Raw genomic sequence first — 13,096 nt, 5'->3', positions numbered from 1 at the left:
TTTGGTAATTTTGCGTCATGATTTTAAAAGACACTATAGTTGCGTTAGCTACGCCATCTGGAGCAGGAGCAATAGCCATTATAAGGTTATCAGGAAAAGATGCTATCTCTATTGCTGAAAGACAGTTTCAATCTGTTTCTGGTAAGGTTTTAAGCAAGCAAAATACACATACCATTCACCTGGGGCATATCATTGATGATGGCATCACTTTAGATGAGGTGTTGGTGTCTGTTTTTAAAAACCCAAATTCATATACTGGTGAAGACGTTGTTGAGATATCTTGCCATGGTTCCAATTATATTCAGCAAGAAATTATTCAATTATTTCTTCGGAAAGGTTGTAGAATGGCAAATGCAGGAGAGTTTACACTACGTGCTTTTTTAAACGGCAAATTAGATTTAAGTCAGGCCGAAGCAGTTGCAGATTTAATCGCTAGTGATAATGCAGCCTCCCACCAAATAGCGATGCAGCAAATGCGAGGAGGCTTTTCATCAGAAATTGCGAGGCTAAGAGAAGAGCTATTGAACTTTGCATCTTTAATAGAGTTGGAACTAGATTTTGCCGAGGAAGATGTAGAATTTGCAGATAGAACCCAGTTTGGGGAACTTATAGAGCGAATTACATTCGTCTTAAAACGTCTTATAGATTCCTTTGCTGTGGGCAATGTCATTAAAAATGGTATACCAGTGGCTATCGTTGGAGAACCTAATGTTGGGAAATCCACCTTGCTCAATGCACTATTAAACGAAGATAGAGCTATTGTATCCGAAATTGCCGGAACTACACGAGATACCATTGAAGATGAAATCTCTATTGGAGGTATAGGTTTCAGATTTATTGATACGGCAGGTATCAGAGAAACTGAAGATGTTGTTGAAAGTATCGGTATTAAGAAGACCTTTGAAAAGATTGAACAATCACAAGTGACTATTTACTTGTTTGATGCCCAGAAGAATATAAACAATATAGAATCTGTGAGGATTGAGGTTGAAAAGATTAGAAATAAATATCCTCAAAAACCTCTGTTGGTTATTGCAAATAAAATAGATACGTTAACTGATATACAATTGGCAGAAATCAATACATCAATAGCTGATGTATTATTACTATCTGCTAAAACGGGTTTTGGAGTGGAGCAACTAACGAATTCACTTCTAAATTTAATAAATACAGGTGCGTTAAGAAACAATGAAACCATAGTTACCAATACACGTCATTATGACGCACTTTTAAAGGCATTTGAAGAAATACAAAAAGTAAAAGAAGGGTTGGAAACAGGCTTATCTGGAGATTTGTTGGCAATTGATATCCGTCAGGCATTGTACCACTTTGGGGAAATCACTGGAGAAATCACAAATGATGATTTGTTGGGTAATATTTTTGCTAATTTTTGTATCGGGAAATAGTTTTTCAAATAAAGTCTAGGCTGTATTTAAAATATTCTATAGTGTTTATTTGTCCCTTTACTGCAAGTGCCGCTTTATAATTTGCAGCGGTTTCAAAAGGTACAATTTGCCATAAGCTTTTTTCGCTTTTATCCCAAAGGGTTTCTATTAATTCAGCTTTTATATCTGAATCTATTGATACAGAAAATGAATCTAGAGGAAAAGATAACCCTTGAGATTTGGCCTTAATAAAAGCTTCTTTTCTTGTCCATCCTCTAAAAAATGCTTCGGTTTGTGTCGCTCTAGGGAGTTTGTGTAAAGCTTCTATTTCTGTTTTAGAAAAATAATTGTTAACGATATTAAAAATATTAAAGTCGTATCTAATTTGTTCAATATCAACTCCTACCTCGGTATTTTCTGAAAGTGCCATAACTACAAATTCACCTGCATGGGAAACATTAAATTTTGCAGTTTTATTATTTACTAACTCTGGTTTGCCATATTTTCCATATTTGAATATAATAGCATCAGTAGGGCAGTTTAAATATTTTGATAATAATAGTCTTAACACACCTCGAGCCAACGTTGATGTAATTCTATCTTTTTTAAACTTGAATCGTTCTACTTTTAGCTTTTCGTCTTTAGATAATAAGTTGTAGAAGTAATCGTAATGACTTTTGGTTTGGGAAATATTAAGTTGCCAAATATCCACGTTGTTATTTAATACGTATTTCGGCATATTATATGTTTAGTGTTTGTAAATTTCAGCCTCAATTGTTTTTGCTATACTGTAAATATATGGAACTGTGAATAGTTGATGGTGTTTGCCATTGGTGTGCTTCACATTAACTTTTCCATCTGTAATGCTTTTCCAAGAGTTAATGTAGGTATGGTTTAAGTTTTTATCGGCTTTATCGGATAGGATTAACAAAACATTGTCTGGGTGATTTTTATCCCAACCATATTTTATATAAATCTTTCTTAGGTTAAGTTTTAACTTCTCAAGATGTTTGTCGCTTTTAGAGGCAAAAAGGTTTGAAACTATCGGATGTATGAATTTGTAGTACTGATTTAAGACCATAAGTTTAATGGCGTTTACTGGGTTTTTACGTATTCTGCCCAAAAACCCGCTAATGCGCATTTTAATTCTATCTGGGCTTGTAAAATCCTCTTGCTTTATGATGCTATCTATCACTACAAGGTTGGTTTCTTCACCTTCAGCTTTAAAAATATTTGCTATTTCTATTCCTAGGCCAGTACTAAAACAATAACTTAACAAATTGTAAGGGCCACTAGGTTGTACGGCTTTTATTTCCTTAGCATAGTCTATAGCCATTTCTTCTAAGCTATTGTGCATTTCATTACTGCTATTGATGCCCGCGGGCTGTAAGGCGTAAACAGGAATATCATTTTCTAAAGCTTGCACAAGGGGGTTGAAAAAAATCACATACCCACCGCCACCGTGTAGGCAAAAAATAGGTTTCTTATCGCCTGAAGAGCGGATAGGTACTATAAATTGAAACGATTCACTTTTAGTTCCTGAAAGTATATGGTTAGAGAGAAGCTCTATGGATGGATATTCCAAAAGCGCCGTTGCAGATAATTTTGTTTTGAAGGTTTTATTAATGATTGAAAATAGTTTAACTGCTATAAGCGACTTGCCTCCTAACTCAAAAAAATTGGACGTAGTACTTATGTTATTAATGCCTAAAACATGCTCCCATATTTGTAAAAGTTGCAGTTCGGTTTTGTTTTTAGGTACATTATGGCCTTGATTGGTTGCACTTGAAGCAGTCTCAGTAGTTGATGAAAATTGTTTAAAGGGCTCTAGGTGGGATTTTAAAGCTTTATAAGTAGTAACTTCTCCCAAAATAATTAGCGAAATAGCTTTTTCTAAAGTATTTACAATCCATTGTGCTGTATCTGTATTTATATAAGTTGTGCTAGTGGTAAGTACAAATTCCATGCAATTATTTGGTAATATAGCTAAAGTTACGGAATAGGTAGATGTTAGTCCACTTTTTATATTTATGGCTTCAAGACCAGCCTTTTTTTCATTTATAGTTGGGTAATTTTCAAAAACTATAAGGCTGTCAAACATAGTGGCGTGTTCTGGCCAATCACAATAAGAGTAAAGCTTATCGAGGCTAGTATGTTCGTAGTTTCTGGCTTCAAAATGTAATTTTTGTATTGAGGCAAACCAACTTGGAAAGTCTAACTCTGAATCAATTTTTCCACGTACAGGCTGTACGTTCATAAACATACCAGTCATTTTATCCAGACTTGCGAAATCTCCACTTCTTCCAGAAACGGTATTGCCATGGGTTACGTCGGTTTTATTAAAATATAACGCTAATACAAGAGACCAAACACTTTGTATAAATATATTTGTTGTTATTTTATGTTGTTTGCAATAGGTTTTTAGTTTTGCTGTGGCTTCCTCTGTAAGCGAAAAACTATTTGTGGAAAATGTTTCTTGTACATCTTCTTTTTTGTTGATCTTTATATTGCTGAAAAGGGATGCATTTTTAAAATCTTTTAAATAGTTGCCCCAAAAAGTCTTTGCATTTTCTTCTGGTAAGCTTTTAATGTAATTTAAGTATGCTTTGTAATTTGGCAACGGCTGTACCGTAATAGCTTCACCATTATGAATCGTGTTGTAACAATTCAAAATATCCTTAATAAGCAAACTAGCAGACCATCCATCCAATAGAATATGGTGCATGGGCCACAAAAGTTTGTGGAGCTTACTGGATAATTTGATAATGCTAATGTTCAGTAAAGCACCTTTTTCTAGTGGCGCCTTTTCTAAGGAAGAGCTGTACTTTAAAGTTTTCCATTTACTTTTTTGCTCTTCTTCAGATAGTTTTTCCCAATCTAAATACCTAATATCAATTTCTTTCTCCTTATGGATAACTTGAACGGGCTTTTCTAAATTTTTCCAATGAATGGTGGCGCGCAAAACTTCGTGCCTTTTAAGAACAATGGTACAAGCCTGTTTGAAAACATCAAGCTTTAAATCACCTTTTAAGCAGCATTCAGTATTTAAAAAGCCTTGATCTACATCATTGGATAAATGGTGCATCAACATCCCTTGTTGCATGTAGCTTAGAGGGTAAATGGCTTCTACTGATGATTTAGTTGTATTTGTTCCCATTAAGATTTTGGTTAAAATTGGCTTAAAAGATTATCTAGATCATCTTGATCAAGATCTACTTCGGAGAAATCTGAAGGCGTATAAGATACGCCTTCTTTACTCAAACAATGTTGAATGATACTATTTAAGTAACTTATAAACGTATTGGCTAGCATTATGGCGGTACTCTCTTTATAAAGAGTTTTGGCAAAACTCCAGTTGGCAATCAATTTTCCATCTGTAATATATGCATTAATTTCAATTTCATAGTGGCGTTCACTCTCCGGATATCTTGATAATAGACCTTTTGCAAAGGAATGGTCTAGTGCATTTTTGTTATGAGATTTGGTAGATTTACCAAGATAGTTAAATAGAATTTTTGGCTTTATTTTATCTAATACCTCATTATTGTTGGCGAGGTATTTTAAAATACCAAAGCCTATGCCATTGTTTGGTATAGCTCTTAGTTGCTCTTTGGTTGTTTTTATAATTAGTGTTGTATCTTCAACATTAATAGAGTTTAATGTAACAGGAAAATAAGATGTAAACCAACCGACTGTATTGGAAAAATCCATTTCCAAATCTTTTATGGTACGTCCTTGTTTTTCTATACCTAAGGTGATGCGTTCTAAATTGCTCCAGTTACCAATGGTAGCAATTAGTGCCGTAATTAACAAATCTTCAATTGTAGTATTGTAGGCTGAATTTGCATTGTTAACTAAATTCTCGGTTTGCTCTTTATACAACTCAACTGAATGTGTAAAAGTGGTATCTTCGGCAAAGACAGAAACTCCAGAAGTATAATCGGTCGGGAGCTTTTGGTGTTCAACTAATTGTGACTCCCAATATTTCAACTCTTTGAAATCTACATGTTTTGATAGTTGAATAAGGTAATCGCTCCAATCTTTTATTGTCGTTCTATGATTTTGTTTTGAAGTTGTATCACTTAAGGCACTTTTAATGTCATTAAAAATAATATTCCAAGATATATGATCCACAACTAAATGATGCGCAACAATAATTATTTTATTGGTTTGAATTGAATTGCAATCAAAATATAAAACCTTAAATAGGCTGTCTTTAGCTAAATCTGTTTCGTGCTGTAGCTTTAGTAATTCTGTATTTATTCTATCATTTTGTTCGTTTGCAGACTGCCCGGTTACATTAATTTTGTAAAACACTTTTGTTTGTGCTGCGGGCTTAATAAATGCAGTCCACTTTCCGGAGTTATTTTTAAAACCTAACCGTAGTGCTTCATGAGTGGCAATAATTTGTTCTGATATATTTTCAAGGGTTCCGCTTGTTATGTTATCGATATTGTGTAGCTCTATAATTTGATTCCAATAGTGCGGTGCTTTTTTATGCGTTTCAAAAAACCAATGTTGAATTGGGGTTAGGGGGACTTCTCCTTTAAGTTCTACATTTTTATTAGTTACTAAATCCTTATCGCCCGGGATACTGGCAACTTGCGATAGTGCTTCTATAGTTTGATTTTCAAATAAATGATTAACTTTTAGTTCAATACCTACTTTACGTGCCTTGGCAATTATTTGAATGCTTAAAATAGAATCTCCACCAATTTCAAAAAAGTTATCGTTTGTATGAATTGGAGAAAATCCTAAAACCTCTTCCCAAATGTTAACGAGCTTATCCTGAATGATTTTGGTGTCATCTTTTTCATCCTCAGAATCTGTGCTTTGACTTGCTATAAGCGCAAGTTCTGCTATAGTTTGGTTTTCGAATAACTGATTCGCTTTTAAATCAATACCTTCATTACGAGCTCTTGATATAATTTGAATACTCAATATGGAGTCGCCACCAATTTCAAAAAAGTTATCGTTTGTACTTATGGGCTCAAACCCTAAAACATCTTCCCATATTTTTACCAACTTTTGTTCTATCTCATTTTTTGATGTTGCAAAAATGTCATGGGTATCTTGTACTGGTATAGTTTTCTCTTTAATTTTGAGTAAACTATTTTTATCCACCTTTCCATTGGGAAGTAATGGTATTTCTTTCAAAATTTCAATTGAAGATGGTATCATATATTCTGGAAGCTCTTTCCTTAAGTAAGTTTTAAGATTTTCTTTGTTTAAAGAATTATTAGCCTTCAGAAATGCTATTATTTTCTTTGAAGAGTCTTCGCCCTTATCCTTAGGTTTTGAATGTAAAGCCTCATTTAACTTGTAGGCAAGTAACTTTTTCTCGTCAGATGAGAGTTCATTTATTTTTTGTACTAGTTCCTGTTTTGTCATTTCACTGCTTTAATCACTGCAATACTGTTTGCCCACCAAGTGTCTTTAACATCATCTGGAATAGATAGGGGAAGTGCTTGTATACTAAATGAGGAAAAATGTTTTAACAACAACTGCTGGTGTTCTCTGCTTAAAGAATTTATTTCATTCGAGAAATAGGTAAACGCACCACCTGGTTTTAAGTGGTTTGAGGCATGTTCAAAAAAATGTTCGGCAAAAGTGATACTGCCATTAACGTACTGCATATATTCATCATCGTTTAACGGATAAGTATGAAATAATATGCCATCGTATTTGCCAACATAATCTATATGGTCTTGCCACAGGCCATGGTACAGTTTTACATTTTTGTTGCTATGTTTAGCCTCAAACGGTTTATAATAGGTATCTACAACGGTATTATTACACTCAATTGTGGTATAAGAAGCGATGGGGTATGCCATTATCATTTCCGCTGATATGCCTCTTCCAAAACCAATTTCTAAAATATCTCCACCATCTTCAGCAATTGTTTTGGCCATTTCTTTCATAAGGGGGATTTGCCAATCTTCCATAATTTCTTGAGCCTCAAGAGTTATTTGAGACCTATCCTTCTTTGTGGCATGCACCGTCTCACCGGGCACGAAGTGCTTAGTTTGCTCATTTAAAATATTCAAATTACCTACAAATTCTTTTAAGGCTCGATTAATCACTGCATTTCTCTGAGCTTCTTTTGGAGGATTTATAAAATCATCATCAGTTACATTAAGTACTATTTCAAATGCTCTAGATCGTTTAATTTTTCTCATAGCTGTATATCTAATTGGTTATGTTAAGTAAGTATTTTTTTGTTCGTTACTTAACGCTTTTACCGAAGAAATCATGTTTTCAATTTCCTTTATACTTATTTGTTCAATGAGCCTATTTATGTTTTCTTCCAGATTGACAATGATGTCGATACCACCTGGTAGCTCAGAGTTATTGTTTTCAATTAAAACAAACGTATCATCTATATCATCGCTGTATGCTGCAATTACTTTTTCAATTTCACTTAGTTCAACTCTATAGCCTCTTATTTTTATTTGTTGATCGCTTCGTCCTAAAAATTCTAATTTTTTATTTCTGTTATATTTTGCTAGATCTCCCGTTTTATAAAGCTTTTCAGGTGGATTGAAAGGGTTGATAATAAATGCTTTTTGATTTAAATCAGGTCTTTTAATATAACCTGATGTTAATCCGGGGCCTCCTAGATAAATTTCGCCTACAATACTAAATGGCACAGGATTTAGCTGTTCATCTAACAAATATATTTTTGAATTTGCAACAGGCTCGCCAATAGGAATTATTCCGTCATCAATATTCTCTTGTTTTATTTTATGGGCAATACACCAAACACTGCCTTCTGTAGGACCGTACTCATTATATAAATTAGTACTAGGCAATTTTTCAAAATGTTCAATACAAAGGTTAGCGCTACAGGCTTCTCCTGCAACCATTACGTGTGTAAGGCTTTTCAGTTTGGTAATATTAACATACTGAAGCATTAGTTTATAGAGCGATGGTAGCATCAGGGTATGGCTAATGTTGTTTTCATCTATCATGTCCCCTAATTTATCTATATCCTGTTCAATACGTTTTTCAGCAATTACTAAATTACCACCTGTACATAGTGTCCAAAAAATACCAGCCTTTGAACTATCAAAAGATATAGATGACATTAGTAGAAACGCCGATGGATTTTTATCATAAAAGCTAAGTCTTCCCTCGGTTGAACTCATAATATTTTTATGCGTAATTGGTACACCTTTAGGTTTTCCCGTACTTCCTGACGTGTAGATAATATATGCTAAATTTGAAGCCTTGGATTTTGGAAAATTGATATTGTCAATAGAAACACTTCTTTCTTTGGTGTCAATGTAAACTTTAGCGGCTTTGCTATGTGCAAACTTATCTGAAAAAGCCTGTGTGGTTAAAATTGTTTTAACCTCAGCATCTTCTATCATAAAGTCTATACGCTCCTTTGGGTATTCTGGATCCAATGGTAAATAGGAGCTTCCAGATTTTAATATGGCCAGTATGCCCACAATCATGTCTGTAGATCTTTCAATGCATAAGCCTATAACATGATTTTCCGTTGAATTATTGGATATGAGTTCTTTGCCTATAGCATTAGCCTTTTCATTGAGCTCTTTATAGGTTAAATGCTCTTTTTTGTAGGTAACGGCTCTAGCGTATGGAGTACTTTGGGCATATTGCTCAATTATCTGGTGTATACCATTAAACGCTTTGAAATGATTTTCATAAATCTTTGTATTCCCAAAAAGCAAATTTTTCTCGTTTTGGGCAAGTATAGGTATGTTTTGAATTTTTAACTCAGAGTTGAACACTATTCCTTGTAATACGTTGTTGAAGTAGTTTTGAAACCTATCAATGCTTGAAGTGGTAAATAACTCTGTTGAATATTCAAATCTATAGCTCAACGCTCCACCTTCTTCAGAAACAAACAATGTTAAATCAAATTTTGAAACTTTAGGATCCAAAAACTTATGTTCTACTTCTAAATTTTCTCCAAACGACGGTGTTTTAAGAGGTTCATTATAAACAAACATTACCCTAAAAAAAGGATTGGTGGACGAACGACGCTCGACTTTTATAACTTTAACTAGCTCGCTAAAGGGCATGTTTTTATGACTTATAGCCTCGAGAGTTGTTTGTTTTACATGTTCTACAAAATCTCTAAATGTTATGCTAGGAGTTATTTTAACCCTCAGTACAAGTGTATTAAGAAAAAAACCAAAAACACTTTCGAGTGACGAATTATCTCTATCCGTGACTGGCGAACCCACCAAAATATCCTTTTGTCCGCTAGATCTGTAAAGCATAACATAATACACAGATAGTATTAGCACAAAAGGTGTTATGTCCAGTTTATTTGCCGTATCAAATATTCTTTGGGAAAACTGTTTACTAAAACTTTCCTTTGGTGATAGTTTTCCCTTAAAGGTTGATTTTATAGGTCGTGTATAATCTGTTGGGAGATTTAAAACTGGAATTTCCCCTGAAAGCTTATGTTTCCAATACTCTTTATTTTTAGATTTTAAGCTCTGTTTAGATTCCCAGTAAGCATAGTCGGTAAACTGAATGTTGTTTTTTTTACCGGTCACACTTTTCCCAGCGAGAAGCTTTATGTAGTATTCAGAAAGTTGTTTCCTAAAAATTATCATACTCCACTCATCGGTAACAATATGGTGCATACTTAATTGGAGATAATGTTTCTTTGCTCCTAATTTTATAATACACACTTTAAGCAAAGGGCCATTTTGTAGATCAAAACTATGTTTTGTATACTTATTAAGGATATTTTGTGCCTTAGTTTTTGAAGTTTTACCATCTGGGGCTGAAACATCATATTCATTTATTTCAAAAGGGATATCTTCATTTACCACTTGATATATCTTACCATTTTCCTCATGATATGTGCTTTTTAAAACATCGTGTCTTTCATAAATCTTTGATAAAGCTTGTTTTAAAATTTCTACGTTAAGTTTGCCACTAAGTATATAAACTTCTGAGTAGTTGTAAAACGGGCTATTAGGGTACATTTGCTGCAAGAACCACAAACGTTTTTGTCCGTAAGATAAAGGTATGTGGATACCTTCAGGAACTTTGCTAATTTTGCTGGTTAACTGCTTTTCCTGTTTTTTTTTGTTTTTCCACCTCTCTAGCAAAGAGGCTTTACTTTTTTCTTTTTCAGACATAGTATTTTGAAAATTTTATTTTGAAAATTTTCAAGTGCAATTTATTTTAATCCTGTAGCTTTAGCCACTTTATACAGCAACTGAAATATCTGTTCGTCCAGTGGTAAATTGATGTCAAAAACTCTTTCAATACACCAATATAAGGAGATTATGATTAATAATCCAGACAAGAATACCAAAAGCTTGGGATAAAAATTACGTTTTCTTATGAAATAGAGGATAGGGAAAATAGCTGCAATAATCACTAACTGACCGATTTCTACACCTACGTTGAAGCCTAAAAGCGAAAGTGTTAAAAATTCACCAGTTAAACCTAAATCACTTAAAACACTGGCAAAACCAAACCCGTGAAATAACCCAAAAATAAAAGCAATAATCCAGTCTCTCATTTTAAAAATGGGTTTGATGTTATGGTATGCCGCTAAACCTATGGAGAAAGCAATTATGGATTCAACAAGTCTTGATGGCAACATTACAATTTCTAATGAAGCAAGAGTAAGTGTTATAGTGTGGGCAATAGTAAAAAAGGTAACAACTTTAATTATGTATAGAAAAGCCGACTTAAATGTCATTACCGGTTCCCAGCCAAAAATACTGCTGCTCTTCCTTCTTACAACAGATGGTAAAATTAGAGCCAAAAGAAATAGAATATGATCCAGACCAATCCAAATATGCCAAACGCCTTGTTTTATCATGGCATAAAATCCGTTCCAGACCGAGTATTTGTTCAAATCCATGGTGTCTGTCGCGCTTCCGGGTGCAAAGTCTAGGGTAATATTTCGTTCTTCGTTAATTACACCAGCCCTCCAGTTATATTCCGTTATCAAGTAACCGCGATGCGTATTATCTTTTTCAAAAACGGCATCATAGGTCACCTGTAATTCATCAGGTACCTTTTCGGTATTTTCCAACTGAAAATGCAATTGAACAAAATCGCCTAAATTAAATTCGAACATACCCACTTCTCCAAAAATTACTTTATGGTTTCCTGTTTCTGACGAAAAATTGCTATGACTCAATAAGTACGCTTGAATATCTTCAATGTATGGTTGAATATCTTCCAGAGTAGCAGAATCATCAAAACTACTACCAAAAATCTTATTGATTTCCCTAGTGTTTATCTCAAACCTTCCGTGAATACCATTTGTCTCATAAATTCTGAGGAAAATATAACTTTGATTGGGAATATGACTAAGAACTATAAGTGGTAAGAAAAGAAAAAGGGCAATAAAAAAACTAGTTTTCTTATTAAAATCACATTTCATCATGTTACTGGTTTAAGGTTGGCAATTTTTTATACAAGTAAAGAAAAATACTTTCCAAAATATTAAAATCCCCAAATAATCGATTAAATACTGCTTTTTAGAAATATAAATGTTCAATGTCTTGAAAATACAGCCACTTGTCGAAACATGTAGCATTTGAGTAATTTATTTCATAAAAATCTTTAAATTTCAAAAAAAACGCTTGCTGATAACCCTTTGCAAGTGCGTTTTAATAAAGCTATGAGCAAAATTACTACGCTGTTATTGTCTGCCACCGATGTTAATTCTATAATGAATGACTATGGGAAAAACAGGTTAATGGACGACTTGATCTTTAGGCTCATAAATGAATTTAAAAACTTTAATCCTGAAGAAACAACTATTCCAATACGTTCGGGTTTTAATTATACTAATGACAACCCCGGATTAGTAGAATGGATGCCAGTTTATAAAAAAGGTGAAGAAGTTGTTATTAAAGTTGTTGGGTATCATCCCAAAAATCCAGCTAATTTCAATTTACCTACAATTCTGTCAACTATTTCGTCTTATGATACAAAAACAGGACACTTAAAAGGTTTAGCCGATGGTGTATTGCTTACAGCACTTAGAACTGGTGCAGCATCTGCAGTTGCCACAAAGTATCTTGCACACCCTAAGAGTGAAACACTTGGTCTGGTTGGTTGTGGCGCACAGTGTATTACCCAATTGCATGCAATATCTAGACTATTTCCAATAAAAAAAGTTTTGATTTTTGATACGGATGTAGAATGTATGGATTCTTTTAGTAAAAGAATTGAAATTCTTGATTTGAATATTGAAGTTGTATCATCTAATATTCAAAGTATTTTACAAGAAAGTGATATTGTTTGTACTGCTACTTCTATTGATGTTGGTGAGGGGCCTTTGTTTGATAAATATGATGTTAAAGAACACCTACACATAAATGCCATTGGATCAGACTTTCCAGGAAAAATTGAATTGCCTTTATCATTATTACGCAATAGTTTTGTATGCCCAGATTTTACAATGCAAGCAAAAATTGAAGGAGAGTGCCAGCAACTTAGTGATGATGAGATTGGTTCAGATTTGGTAGGTATTATTCAAAATTATGATGCCTTTAAAGAGCAAAGAAATTCACTAACAGTTTTCGATTCTACAGGTCTAGCATTAGAGGACCAAGTGGTTATGGATTTATTTATGGATTTGGCAAAGGAATTTAGTATAGGTATTGATATTTCACTTGAAAATATTAGTAAGGATGTAAAAAATCCTTATCATTTTATTAAACATAAGGCTAATGTTTAATAGCGTCTTCTAC

8 protein-coding genes are annotated in these 13,096 nt (G+C 33.6%); 2 read left to right on the top strand and 6 right to left on the bottom strand.

Translation table 11 applies throughout. The features are described 5' to 3' along the window. Positions 1–17 precede the first annotated feature (17 nt). Positions 18–1,406: a tRNA uridine-5-carboxymethylaminomethyl(34) synthesis GTPase MnmE gene (mnmE, locus tag EYD45_RS07390; RefSeq protein ID WP_130963901.1), complete on the top strand. Its 1,389-nt coding sequence runs from the start codon at positions 18–20 to the stop codon at positions 1,404–1,406. Positions 1,407–1,410: 4 nt separating this feature from the next. Here mnmE and EYD45_RS07385 read toward each other — a convergent pair whose 3' ends face one another. From EYD45_RS07385 to EYD45_RS07360, 6 genes are read right to left on the bottom strand one after another with little or no spacing between them, the layout of a single operon-like run. Beyond that, positions 1,411–2,124: a 4'-phosphopantetheinyl transferase family protein gene (locus tag EYD45_RS07385; protein ID WP_130963900.1), complete on the bottom strand. Its 714-nt coding sequence runs from the start codon at positions 2,122–2,124 to the stop codon at positions 1,411–1,413. A gap of 9 nt (positions 2,125–2,133) precedes the next feature. Next, positions 2,134–4,542, bottom strand: coding sequence for a condensation domain-containing protein (locus EYD45_RS07380; protein WP_130963899.1), 2,409 nt, complete (start codon positions 4,540–4,542; stop codon positions 2,134–2,136). 11 nt (positions 4,543–4,553) lie between these two features. Then, positions 4,554–6,776, bottom strand: coding sequence for an acyl carrier protein (locus tag EYD45_RS07375; protein ID WP_130963898.1), 2,223 nt, complete (start codon positions 6,774–6,776; stop codon positions 4,554–4,556). Further along, complete coding sequence (locus EYD45_RS07370; protein ID WP_130963897.1) at positions 6,773–7,564, bottom strand: class I SAM-dependent methyltransferase; 792 nt, start codon at positions 7,562–7,564, stop codon at positions 6,773–6,775. The genes EYD45_RS07375 and EYD45_RS07370 overlap by 4 nt, the downstream gene beginning before the upstream one ends. Before the next feature lie 18 nt (positions 7,565–7,582). Further along, complete coding sequence (locus EYD45_RS07365) at positions 7,583–10,513, bottom strand: amino acid adenylation domain-containing protein (protein ID WP_130963896.1); 2,931 nt, start codon at positions 10,511–10,513, stop codon at positions 7,583–7,585. Positions 10,514–10,554: 41 nt separating this feature from the next. Beyond that, the gene (locus tag EYD45_RS07360; RefSeq protein ID WP_130963895.1) at positions 10,555–11,781 is read right to left on the bottom strand and encodes a HupE/UreJ family protein; all 1,227 of its coding nucleotides are present in this window, start codon (positions 11,779–11,781) and stop codon (positions 10,555–10,557) included. 237 nt (positions 11,782–12,018) lie between these two features. On the opposite strand from EYD45_RS07360, the gene EYD45_RS07355 reads away from it, so the two are divergent. Then, positions 12,019–13,083 carry an ornithine cyclodeaminase family protein gene (locus EYD45_RS07355; RefSeq protein WP_130963894.1) on the top strand — a complete coding sequence of 355 codons (1,065 nt, stop codon included), beginning with the start codon at positions 12,019–12,021 and terminating at the stop codon, positions 13,081–13,083. Positions 13,084–13,096: the final 13 nt, after the last annotated feature.

The sequence above is a fragment of the Hyunsoonleella flava genome (assembly GCF_004310325.1).
GTDB classification, from domain to species: domain Bacteria; phylum Bacteroidota; class Bacteroidia; order Flavobacteriales; family Flavobacteriaceae; genus Jejuia; species Jejuia flava.
Note: the sequence above shows the minus strand (reverse complement) of the source record. Positions and strands in the feature narration are given on the sequence as shown.